The sequence below is a fragment of the uncultured Pseudoxanthomonas sp. genome (genome assembly GCF_947498795.1).
GTDB lineage: Bacteria > Pseudomonadota > Gammaproteobacteria > Xanthomonadales > Xanthomonadaceae > Pseudoxanthomonas_A.
In genome coordinates, this window is the sequence record NZ_CANMLQ010000001.1 from 227,549 (window position 1) to 243,627 (window position 16,079).

General features: G+C 68.3%; 16 protein-coding genes. 8 read left to right on the forward strand and 8 right to left on the reverse strand.

The genetic code is table 11. The features are described 5' to 3' along the window. Nucleotides 1–27: 27 nt before the first annotated feature. From Q0907_RS01055 to Q0907_RS01065, 3 genes are all read right to left on the reverse strand, one after another. Nucleotides 28–507 carry a hotdog fold domain-containing protein gene (locus tag Q0907_RS01055; protein WP_296279720.1) on the reverse strand — a complete coding sequence of 160 codons (480 nt, stop codon included), beginning with the start codon at nt 505–507 and terminating at the stop codon, nt 28–30. Nucleotides 508–570: 63 nt separating this feature from the next. Further along, the gene (locus tag Q0907_RS01060; protein WP_299340647.1) at nt 571–3,048 is read right to left on the reverse strand and encodes an acyl-CoA dehydrogenase; all 2,478 of its coding nucleotides are present in this window, start codon (nt 3,046–3,048) and stop codon (nt 571–573) included. Further along, nucleotides 3,045–4,004, reverse strand: a complete 960-nt coding sequence (locus Q0907_RS01065; RefSeq protein WP_299340649.1) for an alpha/beta fold hydrolase — start codon at nt 4,002–4,004, stop codon at nt 3,045–3,047. Before Q0907_RS01065 ends, Q0907_RS01060 begins: the two co-directional genes overlap by 4 nt. Before the next feature lie 145 nt (nt 4,005–4,149). Here Q0907_RS01065 and Q0907_RS01070 point away from each other — a divergent pair, with 145 nt between their 5' ends. Then, entirely contained in the window at nt 4,150–4,749 is a 600-nt protein-coding gene (locus tag Q0907_RS01070) for a TetR/AcrR family transcriptional regulator (RefSeq protein WP_296279725.1), read from the forward strand. Between the two features lie 208 nt (nt 4,750–4,957). Here the strand turns inward: Q0907_RS01070 and Q0907_RS01075 are convergent, their stop codons facing one another. The 4 genes from Q0907_RS01075 to Q0907_RS01090 are packed head-to-tail and all read right to left on the reverse strand — an operon-like array spanning nt 4,958 to nt 6,924. Then, entirely contained in the window at nt 4,958–5,242 is a 285-nt protein-coding gene (locus tag Q0907_RS01075) for a hypothetical protein (protein ID WP_299340652.1), read from the reverse strand. After that, nucleotides 5,239–5,598, reverse strand: coding sequence for a hypothetical protein (locus tag Q0907_RS01080; RefSeq protein WP_299340655.1), 360 nt, complete (start codon nt 5,596–5,598; stop codon nt 5,239–5,241). Before Q0907_RS01080 ends, Q0907_RS01075 begins: the two co-directional genes overlap by 4 nt. 56 nt (nt 5,599–5,654) lie before the next feature. Next, nucleotides 5,655–6,473, reverse strand: a complete 819-nt coding sequence (locus Q0907_RS01085; protein ID WP_299340658.1) for a DUF2145 domain-containing protein — start codon at nt 6,471–6,473, stop codon at nt 5,655–5,657. 4 nt (nt 6,474–6,477) lie between these two features. Continuing rightward, nucleotides 6,478–6,924, reverse strand: coding sequence for a hypothetical protein (locus Q0907_RS01090; protein WP_296279728.1), 447 nt, complete (start codon nt 6,922–6,924; stop codon nt 6,478–6,480). Between the two features lie 109 nt (nt 6,925–7,033). Between Q0907_RS01090 and Q0907_RS01095 the strand changes: the two genes are divergently transcribed. The 4 genes from Q0907_RS01095 to Q0907_RS01110 all read left to right on the forward strand — a co-directional run bounded on the left by Q0907_RS01095 (nt 7,034) and on the right by Q0907_RS01110 (nt 12,720). Further along, on the forward strand, nt 7,034–7,777 hold the full coding sequence (locus Q0907_RS01095) for a helix-turn-helix transcriptional regulator (RefSeq protein ID WP_296279729.1): 744 nt from the start codon (nt 7,034–7,036) through the stop codon (nt 7,775–7,777). 465 nt (nt 7,778–8,242) lie between these two features. After that, entirely contained in the window at nt 8,243–10,033 is a 1,791-nt protein-coding gene (locus tag Q0907_RS01100; RefSeq protein ID WP_299340661.1) for a phosphoenolpyruvate carboxykinase (GTP), read from the forward strand. Nucleotides 10,034–10,169: 136 nt separating this feature from the next. Beyond that, on the forward strand, nt 10,170–11,807 hold the full coding sequence (locus tag Q0907_RS01105; RefSeq protein ID WP_299340663.1) for an NAD+ synthase: 1,638 nt from the start codon (nt 10,170–10,172) through the stop codon (nt 11,805–11,807). Between the two features lie 25 nt (nt 11,808–11,832). Beyond that, a complete protein-coding gene (locus Q0907_RS01110; RefSeq protein WP_299340666.1) occupies nt 11,833–12,720 on the forward strand; it encodes a vitamin K epoxide reductase family protein in 888 nt (295 codons plus the stop codon). A 69-nt stretch (nt 12,721–12,789) separates the two neighbouring features. On the opposite strand, the gene Q0907_RS01115 is transcribed toward Q0907_RS01110, so the two are convergent. Continuing rightward, nucleotides 12,790–13,677, reverse strand: a complete 888-nt coding sequence (locus Q0907_RS01115; RefSeq protein ID WP_299340669.1) for an outer membrane protein assembly factor BamD — start codon at nt 13,675–13,677, stop codon at nt 12,790–12,792. Between the two features lie 118 nt (nt 13,678–13,795). On the opposite strand from Q0907_RS01115, the gene rluD reads away from it, so the two are divergent. The 3 genes from rluD to Q0907_RS01130 are packed head-to-tail and all read left to right on the forward strand — an operon-like array spanning nt 13,796 to nt 16,061. Next, the gene (gene rluD, locus Q0907_RS01120) at nt 13,796–14,770 is read left to right on the forward strand and encodes a 23S rRNA pseudouridine(1911/1915/1917) synthase RluD (protein WP_299340672.1); all 975 of its coding nucleotides are present in this window, start codon (nt 13,796–13,798) and stop codon (nt 14,768–14,770) included. Continuing rightward, nucleotides 14,767–15,537: a peptidoglycan editing factor PgeF gene (gene pgeF, locus Q0907_RS01125; RefSeq protein WP_299340675.1), complete on the forward strand. Its 771-nt coding sequence runs from the start codon at nt 14,767–14,769 to the stop codon at nt 15,535–15,537. The genes rluD and pgeF overlap by 4 nt, the downstream gene beginning before the upstream one ends. Beyond that, nucleotides 15,522–16,061 carry a DUF4166 domain-containing protein gene (locus tag Q0907_RS01130; RefSeq protein WP_299340678.1) on the forward strand — a complete coding sequence of 180 codons (540 nt, stop codon included), beginning with the start codon at nt 15,522–15,524 and terminating at the stop codon, nt 16,059–16,061. Before pgeF ends, Q0907_RS01130 begins: the two co-directional genes overlap by 16 nt. Nucleotides 16,062–16,079 lie beyond the last annotated feature (18 nt).

Genomic DNA, 16,079 nt, shown 5'->3' on the forward strand with positions numbered 1-16,079 from the left:
TTACGTCGCTCCCACGACGGCTACGCATCAGTCGGTGCGCGGTGGCTTCGGCGACACCCACATGGAGATGCGCGCGCGGAACACCGGCTCGTCCTGCGGATTGCTGACCACCACGTCCATCGGCAGCTCATAGCCATCGACGGATTCGCGGGGCTCGAAGGCCGGGGTCGCGACCGCGGTCATCGTCCCGACGGCCTTCTTCAGGTACTCGACCGTCATGCCCTTGGGAATCCAGCGCATCGAGCGCGGGATGCTGACGTCGGTGGTGAGGCCGCCGACGAATTCAGCCAGGTTGCACAGTGCGATCGCGTGCACGGTGCCGAGGTGGTTGGTGACCGAACGGCGATGGCGGATGGTCGCTTCGCCGCGGCCGGGTTCCAGCCGCACCATGCGCGGGCCGATGCTGCCGAAGTAGGGCGCCTTGAAGCAGATCAGGCGCGAGAACAGCCAGTGGCCTAGCGGCTTGCGGCTCAGGCTGCGGTAGATCTTCAGGACGTCGGCGCTCATCGTGTGCTCCTGTCGCGACGACGGCGGGACATGCCCGCCGTCGTCGTGTCTTTCGTGGTGGCGTCAGGCCGCTTCGCGCGGTTGCCGCTTGTTCTGCGGCAGGTCGTAGTAGCTGGCGGCACGCAGTTCGTGCACGTCGAAGTCGTCCACGGTGATCGTGTCCAGCGTGATCGCGCGCAGTTCTTCCAGCTGCCTGCGCTCTTCCGCGGTGATCCAGCCCTCGCGCACGCCTTCATCCAGCTGCGCGCTGTAGTCCAGGGCTTCGATGTCCCTGGTCTTCAGCGCCTTCAGGAACTTGCGCTCCACCGGCTCGGCGGCCACGGCGGCGGCCAGGTAGCTGTCGATGCGGCCGCCGGGGTTGTTCTCGCACGGGGTCAGGAACACACCCTGGCCCAGGCGGTCGCGCGCTTCGTTCGGCGCCATCAGCAGCATCGCGACGCGATGGCTCAGGCGGTCGCCCGGTGCCACGGCGCGGCGGCCGAACGGGAACACTACCGGCCACAGCAGCCAGCCCAGCGGCTTGATCGGGAAATTGCGCAGCGCCTGCGACAGCGCCAGCTCGATCTCGTACGCACTGTTGTGGAACGCCCACGCCAGCAGCGGCTTGTCGGCTTCCGGGGCGCCGTCGTCATGGTGGCGCTTGAGCACCGCGCTCATCATGTACAGGTGGCTCAGTACGTCGCCCAGGCGGCCCGACAGCGATTCCTTGAACTTCAGCTTGCCGCCCAGCGCGCCCAGCGAGATGTCGGTGAGCAGCGCCAGGTTGGCGGCGTACCGGTCCAGCTTGCGGAAGAACTTCTTCGTGTACGCATCGCCCGGGGCCGCACCGATCTTCGAACCGGTGATGCCGAACCAGAACGAGCGCACCGCGTTGGAGATGGCCCCGCCGATGTGCGGGTAGAGCACGGCATCCAGCTGGTTGACGCCGGCACGGGTATCCGGGTCCTGTGCCGCGCGCATTTCCTTGATGATGTACGGATGGCACAGGATCGAACCCTGGCCGAAGATCAGCAGGCTGCGCGTCATGATGTTCGCGCCTTCCACCGTGATGGCGATAGGCGAGGCCTGCCACGCACGGCCAGCGAAGTTGCGCGGGCCCAGGATGATGCCCTTGCCGCCGACGATGTCCATCACGTCCTTGGCGACATCGCGGCCCATGTTCGTGCAGTGGTACTTGGCGATCGCCGACGGTACCGACGGCACGTCGCCACGGTCCACGGCGGCCGCGGTGGCCTGCGACAGCGCGCTGATCGCGTACGCCTTGCCACCGATGCGGGCCAGCGCCTCCTCCACGCCTTCGAAGCGGCCGACCGACAGGCCGAACTGCTTGCGGATGCGGGCATAACTGCCGGTGACGCGCGCGCCGAACTTGGCGCCGCCGCTAGCGGTGGAAGGCAGGGTGATCGAGCGGCCCACGGCCAGGCACTCGTTGAGCATGTTCCAGCCCTTGCCGGCCATCTCGACGCCACCGATCAGCTGGCTCAGCGGGATGAACACGTCGCGGCCATGGATGGGGCCGTTCTGGAACGGCGAGTTCAGCGGGAAGTGGCGGCGGCCGACGTCCACGCCGGGCGTATCGCGCGGCAGCAGCGCCAGGGTGATGCCGATGTCGCGCGTGTCGCCGATCAGTCCGTCCGGGTCGTACATGCGGAACGCCAGGCCGATGAGCGTGGCGACCGGCGCCAGGGTGATGTAGCGCTTGTCGAAGGTCAGGCGGATGCCCAGCACGTTGGCGCCGTTCCATTCACCCTTGCAGACGATGCCGTAGTCGGGAATCGAGGTCGCGTCGGAGCCGGCAAACGGGCCCGTCAGGCCGAAGCAGGGCACCTCCTGGCCGATCGCCAGGCGCGGCAGGTAGTAGTCCTTCTGTTCCTGCGTGCCGTAATGGTTGAGCAGTTCGCCCGGGCCCAGCGAGTTGGGCACGCCGACGGTGGAGCTGACCACGCTGCTGACCGAGGCGATCTTCTGGATCACCTTGTGGTGCGCCAGCGCGGAGAAGCCCAGGCCGCCGTACTGCTTCGGGATGATCATGCCGAAGAACTTGTTCTTCTTGATGTAGTCCCACAGCTCCGGCGGCAGGTCGGCGTGGATGTGGGTGATTTCCCAGTCGTTGGTCATCCGGCACAGCTCTTCCACCGGACCGTCCAGGAAGGCCTGTTCGTCGGCGGTGAGCTGCGGCTTCGGATAGGCCAGCAGCTTGTTCCAGTCCGGGTCGCCGGTGAACAGGTCGCCTTCGAAGCCGACCGACCCGGTTTCCAGCGCGATGCGCTCGGTCTGCGACAGCGGCGGCAGTGCGCGACGCAGGAAGCCCAGCGCCGGCGCCGTGATCAACGGCTTGCGGATCGCCGGGATCAGCAGCGGCAGCGCGATCGCCACCACCACCAGCGCCGCGACGACGGTGGCCGTGGGGTTGGCGCCCAGCAGCCAGCACGCGACCAGCAGGCTGGCGGTGATCGCGGCCCAGTAGGCGAGCCGGATCCGATGGTAGGCGGCGAATGCGCCCGCCAGCAGGAAGGCGAGGAAGGGGATGACGATGCTCATGGGGTTGCTCCGGACACGGATTCGGTTACATCGGATTCGGCATGGCCCGGCGCAGCCGACAGGCTTGCCAGGTATTCCAGCACGGTGGCGGTAAATGCGTCGTTGTCGTCGCCGGCCACCATGTGCGTGGCCTGCGGCAGGTGCACGTGGCGCGCATGCGGCACCAATCGCTGGAATTCTTCGACGGTCTTCTCCGAGACCAGGTCGCTGCGCCCGCCGCTGATCAGCAGCACGGGGCACTGCACCCGGCGCGCGGCCTCGGCGATGGCCTCCTGGTGCTGGGCGCTGTCGCGCGCGAGCTCGTCGACCAGGCGCGGGTCCCAGTGCCAGCGCCAGCGGCCATCGGCGCCTTCGCGCAGCAGCTCGCGCAGGTCGTCGGCGGATTTGCGCGTGCGACGCTGCGGTTGGTACGCGGCAATGGCGTCCGCCGCGTGATCGAGCGACGCGAAGCCGTCGGGGAACGCGGTCATGAAGGCGAGGATGCGCTGCAGGCCGGCGTGCTCCCAGCGCGGGGTGATGTCCACCAGCACCATGGCGCGGAACAGGCCGGGCCAGCGCGACTCGGCGATCAGCCCGAACAGCCCGCCCATCGACGCGCCGACCAGGACCGGCGGTTCCGGTTGTTCACCGGCCACCACGATCAGGTCGTCGGCGAACTGGTCGCCCGCATAGGGAAGATCGGGGGCATTGCGGCCGGACTCGCCGTGGCCACGCGCGTCGTACGCCAGTCCGGCATATCCCTGTTCGGCCAGCCATTGCCCGGTTCTATGCCAGGCGCCCGCGGTCTGTCCGAACCCGTGCGCGTAGATCAGCGCGGGATGGCTCTGCAGGGCGCGGGGCGACGGGAAACGACGAAGCGCGAGCGGCACCTCCCCCTGTCCTTTCAGCACGCGATCCTGACCGGCGTCGATGACGCGGGAGTGCGGCGCGGTAGCAGGAGAGGTGGAGGTGACCATACGGCCAAGTATGGGCTGTCGCATTTAGAGCAGTCAATCGGTTTGGCATTCGCGTTTCACATGCAACCGATTGATTTGTCTTTATTTGTGGTGCGCTGCAGCATACATACCGCTACACACCTCGGCGTATGGTTAAATGCCGGCCATGAGCACGCCCAGCCCCGAAACACCCGCCAGCGCCCCCGCCCGCAACGCCCGCCTCAGTGCCGACGACTGGGCCCAGGCGGCGCTCGACCTGATTGCGGAGCAGGGGGTGTCGGCGGTGGCCGTGGAACCGCTCGCCCGCCGGCTGGGTGTCACGAAGGGCAGCTTCTACTGGCACTTCCCGTCCCGCGATGCGCTGCTGCAGGCGGCGCTGGAGCGTTGGGAAGTCGGTGAACAGGAAAACATCTTCGGCAGCCTGGAAAAGGTGGCCGATCCGCGCGAACGCCTGCGCGCGCTGTTCCAGCTTGTCGGGCACGAGGTCAAGCCGCACATCATCTACAGCGAACTGCTGAAGGCGCTGGACCACCCCTCCGTGCAGCCGGTCATCGACCGCATCTCGCAGCGCCGGCTGGACTATCTGGTGGCGATGTTCCGACAGGCCGGCCTGCAGCGCACCGATGCCACGCATCGTGCGCGCCTGGCCTATGCGGCCTATGTGGGCTTCCTGCAACTGTCGCTGCAGCTGCAACAGCCGCGCATGACGTCGGAAGAGTTCGAGACCTACCTCGAACACGTCATCTCGACGTTGATTCCGAACTGACGCTTCATAAGGCGGCGCGTGGTCGCCGTGTGGAGGGCGGGCTACGTCGCGCCCGTCATTTGATTGGTGCGGGCTCGTCGACGGCTTGCATGTGCGAAGACAGCAGCCCCAGATCGGCCCGTACTTCCTGATCGTCGAACTGCGTGGTCGAGGTGATACGAACCGTCGCATGAACTCTCGGCTCGGCATCCAGATAGCAATCCTTGCATCACTGGATCGTCAGTACCTTCAGCGTCGACCCTTCCGGGAAGCGCGTCCGCGAGATGACCTCCGGTCCATCAAAGCCGGGCGGCTGGACGACTTTGTAGGTGCTAGGTGAGGGGCCGTAGTTCTGATCCAGGCTCACGCGATAGACGGTCATGTCGGCCGTCGCCCTGTACTCGTTGCCGACATATCGCGCGTACTCCGAATCGCGGCTTACATCTTCGTAGGTGACTGGATAGCAGCCAACCAGCAGGAGCGTCGCGAGCAAAGCAATGAATCTGGCGTTCATCGATGATCTCCTCCCGCGGGGCTCGCGCCGGATCGCCGCGTCTTTCCAGCGCGCGCGACCGCATAGAGCGCGACGTAGCAAAGGCCGAGGGCGAGCGGCAGTGCCCAAGCCTGTGGGCCATTGCCGTAGTTCAGATATGCGGCGTTGATGTGGATCGCGGGTATCGTCGTCAGTGGGAGGGCGATGACGGCACGACCATCGAGCCTGCGTGAGCGCCACAGCAGCCATGCGGATGCCGTCAGCAGCGCCAACTGCAGGTAAACCCAGCCGCGATACACGGCGCTGTCGGACACGAGCAATGCGAGATGCACGGGAATCGACGTCAGTACGCAGGCGGCCAGCAGGCGCGAGAGCAAGCGGAAAGCCCATACGCCGGGAGATGCGTGCGACGTGGCGGCGCGCGTGACCTCCCTCACGCCGGCCCCATCGCCACTTGCCGCACGCCACCCCGCCACTCCCGCTGCTCGCGCACATATCCGCTGCGTTCCAGCCACCGGAAGATCGAGCGCACGGTGACGACGGGGTAGTCGCCGGACAGGCGCGTGCCGACGGGGTGGTCGGTGAAGTCGGTGTTGGCGGAGAACAACCCGCCCAGTACGCGTTTGGAATAGGCGATGTGCACCGTGTCCGGCACGAAGCCGTCGCCGCGGGCGAAGGCGTACGCACTGCGGCGGTCGTAGATGCCGCGATCGGCGAGGGCGGCGGCCATCACTTCGACGAGCCACGCGGTGGAGTTCTGGTAGTCCTCGCTGCCGGGTCGCGCGATCAGGTTGTAGCGTGGGTGGTGCAGGCTGTGGCGTGGCATCTGCTGCAGTCGCGCGGCCAGGCGGTCGGCGACGTCCGGCGTGAACCAGACGATGCGCAGGTCCTGGTTCACCAGGTCGTCGGCGAAGAAGTTCACCAACCCCTGCGCATACAGGCCGGACCGGTCGCTGCCGCATTCGTTGAGCAGGTGCACCACCGTCCAGCGGCCTTCGGCGTGGTCGCGCACCGCGAAACCGGCGTGGCTGTAGACCAGGCCCTGCTTCGACAGGTCGGTGCCGACGCGTGTGATCAGCGCCACCGGCGCATCCACCTCGTCGAGTTGCCGCGCCGCCAGCAACGCGGTGCGCGCGGCGTCCGCCACCTTGTGCGGCGGCATCTCCAGTTGCTTGCAGGCATCGCCCGCGCGTGCCGTCCCTGGCAGCGCGAGGACGAAGGCGAAAAGGCATGCCGCGAACGTGCGGATCACGCGATCACCCGCCGTATCGGTGGCTGTGGATGTGCGGGCGGGCGGCGTCGTTGGCGATGAAGCACAGCGCTTCGCCGGCCGCGCTGAGGATCCAGCCGGTCGACACCGCAGCCACGCTGATGGCCGTGCCGACCGCGATGCCTAGCCGCTTGATCGCCTCCGCGCTCAGGTACACGACGAACGAGGCGGCGCCCACCACGCCCGCTGCGGCGACCGACACCGTGACCGCCACGCTGCCCGCCACCACGGCGACGCCGGTCACCACGGCGGACGCGCCATGGCCCAGTGCGTGGATCACCGCGACGGGCACTTCGATGGAGGCTTCGAGACTGGCCTGCGACATACGGCTGGCGCCATCGGACTGGGGGGCGGCCTGCGCCGGGAGGGTCATGCCGCCGGACAGGGCGGTGGCCAGGGCAAGCGATAGCGAGCGGGCGATCAGGCGGGTCATGGCGGCCTCCGGCGATGTCGCCGCACCTTGGCTGCGCTCGCCCGCGGTGTTCAACCGGCATCGACGAGGTAAGCTCCGGCGCAACAACCGGTATAGGAATCCGCTACCGATGGCCGTCTCGGTCGACCTGATCGATGCCCTGAAGCGCTGCCTGCGCGCGCAGGAACTGACGTACCGCGAACTCGCCGTCCGCATCCGCATGAGCGAAGCGGCGGTCAAGCGCATGTTCTCGCGCCGCGCGATGAGCCTGCAGCGGCTCGAGCAGATCTGCGATGTGCTCGATGTCGGCCTGGCCGAGCTCAGCGCCGAAGCCTCGCGCGGGCGCAAGGCGATGGCCCAACTGAGCGAGGCGCAGGAACAGGCCCTGGTGGACGACCCGCCGCTGCTCATGGCGCTGTTCCTCACCCTGAACCGCTGGCGCCAGGACGACGTGATGGGCCACTTCGGCTTCACGCCGGCGCAGTGGACCGGTCTGCTGGTCAAGCTGGATCGCCTGGGCATCATCGAACTGATGCCCGGCAACCGCGGCCGCGCGCTGACCGCGCGCAACTTCCGCTGGCGTGCCGATGGCCCGATGGAGCGCTACTTCCGGCTCACCCTGCTGACCGATTACTTCGCCGATCCATTCGACGGAGAACAGGATGCGCTGCTGCTGCTGAGCGGCAGCCTGAGCATCGACGGCGTGAAGCAGCTCCGCCAGCGCCTCGAGGAGGTCGCGCGCGAGTTCGATGCGTTGCTCGCCCGCGATGCGACGCTGCCGGCGGAAGACCGGGTGGGGGTCAGCCTGGTGCTGGCGCAGAAGCCGTGGCTGCTGCAGCTGTTCAATCCCTACCGGCGCTCGCGCGAGGCGTAGCCGCCGGGAAGGAGATCGGGCTCGGAATGTCATCGATGGGGCTCGGAAAGCCATCGATGGCCCTTGTTGCTCCATCGATCGCCCTCTGAGCCCCGTCGATGGCACGTTGAGCTCCATCGGCATCGCCCCCGAAGCCCCATCGATCGGGCTCCGTGCTCCATCGATGACATTCCGAGCCCGAGCGATGAGGCTCCGAGGGCGATCGATGGCATGGCGAGTCCCATCGATCGCTCTCGGAAAGCCATCGATCGGGCGTCCGGGCCTCATCGTTGGCTCTCCGAGCTCGATCGATGGCCTTCGGAGCTCCGTCCTTGGCGCGCAACGCCCTGTGTGGCGGGCCTTCTCTGGCCCTGGTGAGACGGAATGACCCTCGTTCCCCCTCCCGGATGACCGCCCGTCGACGTTCTCCTCGTCTGAAGGACAAGACATTGGTATCATTTTGGTCTCACTTTTCGAGGGTGTGGCATGAACGCAGCGGTCGATGTTTTCAAACGCAACGAATTTCCGGGCAGTTCGCTGGCCGCGTTGAACGCCTGGGTCGCCGAGGTCGCCGCGCTCACCCAACCCGACCACATCCACTGGTGCGATGGCAGCGATGCCGAGAACGCGCTGCTGACGAAGCAGATGCTGGCCGACGGCACCTTGCTGCCGCTGAATCCTGAAACCCACCCGCACAGCTGGCTGCACCGCTCCAGCCCGAGCGACGTGGCACGCGTCGAGCACCTGACCTTCGTGTGTACCGCGCAGCCCGACGATGCCGGCCCCAACAACCACTGGATGGCCCCGGCCGAGGCGCACGCGAAGATGGACGCGCTGTTCGCCGGATGCATGCGCGGACGCACGCTGTACGTGATCCCGTACTGCATGGGCCCGATCGATTCGCCGCTCTCGCGCTGCGGCGTGGAGATCACCGATTCGCCGTACGTGGTGGCGAACATGCGCATCATGACCCGCATGGGCGCACCGGCGCTGGCGCGGATCGAGCGTGAGGGAACGTTCGTGAAGGGCCTGCACTCCACCGGCGAGCTCGACCCGGACCGCCGCTTCATCATGCATTTCCCCGACGAGCTGACCATCAAGAGCTTCGGCTCCGGCTACGGCGGCAACGCGCTGCTGGGCAAGAAGTGCCACGCCCTGCGCATCGCCTCGCACCAGGCGCGCCATGAAGGCTGGCTGGCCGAGCACATGCTGATCGTCGGCATCGAGAACCCGCAGGGCGAAACGCATTACATCGCCGCCGCGTTCCCGTCGGCGTGCGGCAAGACCAACCTGGCCATGCTGATTCCGCCGGAAGGCTATCGCCAGGCGGGCTGGAAGGTGTGGACCGTCGGCGACGACATCTGCTGGATGCGCCCCGGCGCCGATGGCCGCCTGTACGCGATCAATCCGGAAGCCGGTTTCTTCGGCGTGGCGCCGGGCACCTCCGACAGTTCCAACCCCAACGCGCTGGCCACCATCAGCCACCACACCATCTTCACCAACGTCGCCGTCACCGACGAGCAGGAGCCGTGGTGGGAAGGCCTGGACACGCGCACGCCGGCGCTGGACTGGCAGGGGCGCAAGTACGATCCAGCCAACGGGCCGGCCGCGCACCCCAACTCGCGCTTCACCGTGTCGGCCAAGCAGTGCCCCAGCTATTCGGCCAAGGCCGAGGATCCGCAGGGCGTGCCGATCAGCGCCATCGTCTTCGGCGGCCGCCGCGCCTCGCTGGTGCCGCTGGTGTTCGAAGCGCGCGACTGGACGCACGGCGTGCTGGTCGGCGCGGCGATGGGCTCGGAAACCACGGCCGCCGCGACCGGCGCGGTCGGCGTGATGCGTCGCGACCCGATGGCGATGAAGCCGTTCTGCGGCTACAACTTCGCCGACTACTTCGCCCACTGGCTGTCGTTCGACCGGGCCGGCGCGAAGCTGCCCAAAATTTTCCACGTGAACTGGTTCCGCAAGGGCGGCGACGGCAAGTTCCTGTGGCCCGGCTTCGGCGAAAACCTGCGCGTGCTGGAGTGGATGATCCAGCGCGTCGAGGGCAAGGCCGACGCGGTGGAAACCCCCATCGGCCACCTGCCGCGCGCCGAGGACCTCAACCTGGATGGCGTGGCGCTGAGCGATGAAGCGCACGACCTGCTGTTCGGCTTCGACCGCGCCGGCTGGCAGGCGGAGTTCGCCGGCATCGGCGAGTACCTGCAGGAATTCGGCACCCGCACGCCGCAGGCATTGAAGGACGAACAGCAACGCATCGCGGCCCGTCTGGCCCACTGATTCCCCGCCTCGCGCATCGTTTTCCTGCGCAAGCCCCGCGCACGTCCTCCCGGGACGCCGCGGGGCTTTTTTGTGCGGGCGCGCGGCCTGCCGTGCTCTGGGATAATGCCGGCGCTCGCTCCCACCGAAGGCCGACATGACCCAGACCCTCCGCATCGCCATGGCGCAGTTCGATTTCCCGGTCGGCGCCGTCGCGCAGAACAGCGAGAGCATCCGCCGCATGATCGCCGAGGCGCGCGACCAGTACGGCGCCGACGTGGTGCTGTTCCCCGAACTGGCGGTCAGCGGCTATCCGCCTGAAGACCTCTTGCTGCGTCCGCGCTTCCTGGCCGATTGCGAAACCGCACTGAGGGAGATCGCCGCCACCACGCACGGCATCGTCGCCGTGGTGGGCTGGCCGCAGAGCGCTGGCAGCGTGGTGTACAACGCTGCCAGCGTGCTGCGCGACGGCGCGGTCGAGGCCACCTACCGCAAGCGCGAACTGCCCAACTACGCGGTGTTCGACGAGCGCCGCTACTTCGACGTGGACCCGGATGGCGGCGCCTGCACCTTCGAGGTGAACGGCGTGCCGCTGGGCCTGGTGATCTGCGAAGACCTCTGGTTCCCCGAGCCGCTGGCCGACACCGCCGAGGCGGGCGCCGTGCTGACGCTGGTGCCCAATGCGTCGCCGTTCGACCGCGACAAGCATGCGCAACGCGATGCGCTGATCGCCGAGCGCACGCGCGAGACCGGCATGGCGCTGGCCTACCTCAACGTGGTCGGCGGGCAGGATGCGGTGGTGTTCGACGGTGCCTCCGTGGTCGCCAACGGCGACGGCACCGTGCATCCGGCCGCGGCGGCCTTCACCGACCAATGGCTGGTGGTCGACTTCGACGTGGCCACGCGTGCGTTCAGTCCGGTGGTGTGGATGGACGACGGCGACGAGAGCCGCGATGCGCTGGCGTGGCGCGCGATCGTGCGCGGCATCCGCGACTACTGCGGCAAGAACGGGTTTTCGAAGGTCTGGCTGGGCCTGTCCGGCGGCATCGATTCGGCGATGGTGCTGGCGCTGGCGGTGGACGCGCTGGGCGCGGACAACGTCACTGCGGTGCGGCTGCCGTCGCGCTATACCGCAGGCCTGTCCAATGACCTCGCCGCCGAACAGTGCGCGGCGATGGGCGTGAAACTGGAAGCCATCTCGATCGAAGCGCCGTTCAAGGGTTTCCTGGACGCGCTCGGCCCGATCTTCGGCGACAGGCCCGCCGACACCACCGAGGAGAACCTGCAGTCGCGCAGCCGCGGCGTGATCCTGATGGCGCTGAGCAACAAGTTCGGCGGCCTGCTGCTGACCACCGGCAACAAGAGCGAATACGCGGTGGGCTACGCCACGATCTACGGCGACATGTGCGGCGGCTACGCGCCGATCAAGGACCTGTACAAGACCGAGGTGTTCGCGCTGGCGCGCTGGCGCAACACCGTGGGCGGCGCACCGGTGATCCCGCCGGCCGTCATCGACCGACCGCCGTCGGCCGAGCTGCGCGAGAACCAGAAGGACCAGGATTCGCTGCCGCCGTACGACGTGCTGGACGCGATCCTGTTCCGTTACGTGGACCTGGAGCAGTCGCGCGACGAGATCGTCGCCGCCGGCTTCGACGCCACCACCGTGGACCGCATGCTGCGGCTGGTGCGCATCAACGAGTGGAAGCGCCACCAGGCCGCGCCCGGCCCCAAGGTCTCGCGCCGCGCGTTCGGCCGCGAACGCCGCTATCCCATCACCAACAAGTACGCGCTGTGAGCGCGACCGCGAGCCGGAGACCGGAATGACAAGGAAGAAAAAGCGTTCACCCCATCGCGACCGGCCCGCGGTGCCGGCGCCGCGTCCGGCCACACCGCCGGACCGGGTGATGCTGGCCCTGGCGGCGCTGGGCCTGCTGATCACCGGCTACCTGGCCTGGACGGCGGGGAGCGGGTCACCATCCGCGTTCTGCGGCGCCGACGGGGGGTGCGATGCGATCCGGCGCAGCGGATGGTCCACGCTGCTGGGCGTGCCGATGGCGCTGTGGGGCTTCGGCCTGTATGCGCTGGTCGCGCTCGTGTCGCTGGCACGCAAGGCGTCGCCGCTGCTGCGCTGGCAACGCCAGTGGCGGCTGGTGCTGCTGGGACTGGCGGTCAGCGTGTACCTCACCGCGATAGGGGCGTTCGTGCTCGATGCGTACTGCATCGGTTGCCTGGCCTCGCTGGCGGTGCTGGCGGCGATGTTCGCGTGGCTGCAGCTGCGCCGTCCCGCCTCGGCGCCGGGCCAGCCGTGGACGCGCTGGTGGGGAGTGCAGGCGGTGCCGGTCTTGTTGGTGCTCGCGGTCCTGCACGTGCACCAGAGCGGACTGCTGCACCAGCGACCCGAGAGCCGTCGCGCAGAGGCGCTCGCGCAGCACCTGGCCGATTACGGCGCGAAGTTCTATGGCGCGTCCTGGTGCGTGGAATGCAGTCGGCAGAAGCGCCACTTCGGCCACGCGGCCGATCGCCTGCCCTACGTGGAATGCTCGCCGGGGGGGCGCAATACGCCGATGGTCTCGGCGTGCGCAGCGGCGGGCGTCACGGTGTTCCCGACCTGGATCATCGACGGCATCGAACACAACGGCGTGATGGAGCCCCGGCAACTGGCGGTGCTGACCCGCTTCGACTGGGACAAGGCCGGCGCAGCCGACTGACCCGGCGGTAATGCCCGGAGAAAGAAAAAGGGCCTCGCGGCCCTTTTTCTTTGCGATCGCCCGACGGCGTCAGTCGTCCTTGCGCTGGTCCACGGAATTGCTGGATTTCTCGCCGGCGAACGGGTTCAGGCGGCGCACCATCCATGGGTAGTCCGGGAACTTGCCGGCCAGCCAGGGGTGCTGCGGATCGTTGAGTTCCAGCACGCGCCTGGCGTCGTCGGCCAGCGTCTTGTTGCCCAGATGGGTGTAGGCCTCGGCGAGCACGGCGATGGCGTCGTACTGATAGGCGCTCTGCGGGTAGGTTTCCAGCAGGTACTTGGCGCGGCTGGCGGCGGACACCCAGGCATCGCGGCGCAGGTAGTAGATGGCCGTGTCCAGCTCATGCAGGGCGAACTGGTCGCGCAGCACGGTCATGCGCTGGCGCGCATCGGCGGCGTACCGGCTGTTGGGGTAGTTCTCCGCGACGCGGGCGAAGTCGTTGTAGCCCTGCATGGGCGTGGCCAGGTCGCGGCGGCTGGCATCCAGGCGCCACACCTTCTGCAGGAACACGGTGTCGCGGTTGGAGTTGGCCAGTCCGCGCAGGTAGTACATGTACGGGATGTTGCGGTGGGTCGGGTAGGTGCGGATGAAGCGGTCGATGGTGGTGACGGCGTCGTCCAGCTTGCCGGCCTTGTACTCGGCATAGGCCGATTCCATCAGCGCCTGTTCGGTGTACGGGCCGTACGGGTACTGGGCGATCAGGCGGCGGAAGCTCAGCAGGCCGCGGTCCCAGTTGTTGTTGGCCATCGCCTGGTGCGCTTCCTGGTACATCACCTCGACCGGCTGGTTCTCCGCCGCGTCCTTCTTCTTGAAGATCTTGCCGCAGCCGGTACCGGCGAAGCCGACGACCAGGGCCAGCAGCACCAGACGGGTGGCGGCGGAAGGGCGGGAGAAGCGGGGAAAGGCACGCTGGGTCATGGGCTGGCGGCAGGCCGCGGCAGGGAAACAGGCCGTCGATGATAGCCTAGGCGCCGCCTTCGCCATGAACAATCGGCCAATACGGACCGGCGCATGGCCTCTCTGGACGTCTTTCCGCATGACCGAACCCGATTCCCTCGATACCCCGCGCACGGCCATCGTGCCCGCCAGTGCTGCCGGCCGGCGCTTCGACGCCGCCCTGGCGGAGCTGTTCCCCGAGTTCTCCCGCTCGCGCCTGACCGAGTGGATCAAGTCCGGCAATGCCCTGCTGGATGGACAGGTGGTGCGTCCCCGCGACCCCGTGCGCGGCGGCGAGACCGCCAGCCTGGACGTGGTGCTGGACACCCAGACCCATGCCGAGCCGGAAGACATCCCGCTCGACATCCTGTACGAGGACGAACACGTCTTCGTGCTGGACAAGCCCGCCGGGCTGGTCGTGCACCCCGGCGCCGGCAATCCGACCGGCACGCTGGTCAATGCGCTGCTGTTCCGCGACCCGTCGCTGTCGGCGCTGCCGCGGGCGGGCATCGTGCACCGGCTGGACAAGGACACCTCCGGCGTCATGGTGGTGGCGCGCACCCTGCCGGCCCATACCTCGCTGGTGGCGCAGCTGGCCTCGCGCGACGTGCACCGGCAGTACCTCGCCGTGGTGGTCGGCGCGATGGTGTCCGGCGGTACCGCCAACGCGCCGATCGACCGCCACCCGCGCGACCGCCTGAAGATGGCGGTACGCGAGGACGGCCGCGACGCGGTCACCCACTACCGCCTGCGCGAACGCTTCCGCGCGCACACGGCGCTGGAATGCCGACTGGAAACCGGCCGCACGCACCAGATCCGCGTGCACATGGCGCACATCAAGTACCCCATCGTCGGCGACCCGCTGTACGGCGGTCCGCTGCGTTTGCCGAAGGGCGCCAGCGACGACCTGATCGCGGTGCTGCGCAGCTTCCGCCGACAGGCACTGCATGCGGAAACGCTGGAATTCGCACATCCGGTCAGTGGCGAGCCCGTGCGGGTCACCGCGCCGGTGCCGGCCGACATGGTCGCCCTGCTGGCTGCGCTGCGCGCGGACACCCAGGCACAACGCAAGTGAATCGCGCGCCCGCCGTCGCGCCCGACTGGCCCGCACCGGCGGGGGTGCACGCCTTCACCACGCTGCGCCATGGCGCGGGCATGTCGCAGATGCCGTTCGACCACTTCAACCTGGGCAACAAGTACGCGGCCGATGGCGATGACCCGGCCGTGGTGGCCCGCAACCGCGCGCAACTGGCGGAGCTGGCCGGACTGCCGTCCGCCCCGCACTGGTTGAAGCAGGTGCACGGCACGGACGTCGTGCGCGTGGACGTGCCTGCCGACTCCGCCGCACCGGAGGCCGTCGCCGATGCGCTGGTGACCTCGGAGCCCGGCGTGGTGCTCGCCATCCTGACGGCCGATTGCCTGCCCGTGGTGTTCGCGGCGAAGGACGGCCGCGAGATCGCCGCCGCGCATGCGGGCTGGCCGGGTCTGTCCAAGGGCATGCTCGAAGCGACCCTCGCCGCGATGCGCACCCCGGCCACGGAGGTGATCGCATGGATCGGCCCGGCGGCCGGGCCGCAGCGCTATGAAGTTGGCGAGAACGTGTTCGACGCCTTCGTCTCGCAGGATGCGGGCGCGGCCGGGGCCTTCGCGCCGACGCGTCCGGGCCATTGGCTGGCCGACCTGCCCGCGCTCGCGCGCCGCCGCCTCGTTGCGCGCGGCATGCGGGCAGAGGACATCCACGGCGGCGATCTCTGCACGATCAGCGAACCCGACCGCTTCTTCTCCCACCGCCGCGACGGCCGCAGCGGACGCATCGCCACGCTGGCGTGGATGCAACCGTAAGCCCGCTGTTCGCAGCATTGCTGGGGCCGGCGTTCACCACGCTGCCGGAACCGGTGCGCGCGCTGCATGTCGCGCAGGGACTGAAGCGGTACGTCGGCGAGGTGCAGGTCGAACGCGGATCGGGCCTGCTGTCACGACTGGTCGCCGCGGCCACGCACCTGCCACCCGCGGGCACGGGATCACTGTGCGTCGAGATCGACGCATCGGCGGACCACGAACGCTGGATTCGCTACATCGGCGGCCGCGCCATGCCCTCTCGGTTGTGGCGCGAGGGCGACGTGCTGTGCGAAAGACTGGGCGTAGCGACGTTCGGGTTCCACCTGGAGGTCGTGAACGGGGCGATAGTCTGGCGCGTCGTCCGGGTCGGCGTGTTCGGCGTGCGGCTACCGCCCCGCTGGTTCACCGGCGTCGGCGCGCGCGAGTCCGCGGACGGCGAGCGTTACGCGTTCGATGTGTGGGCCTCGTTGCCGCTCGTCGGACTGCTGGTGCACTACACGGGCTGGCTGGATGTACGCAACGAGTGAATGGCTGTCCTTCTCCCC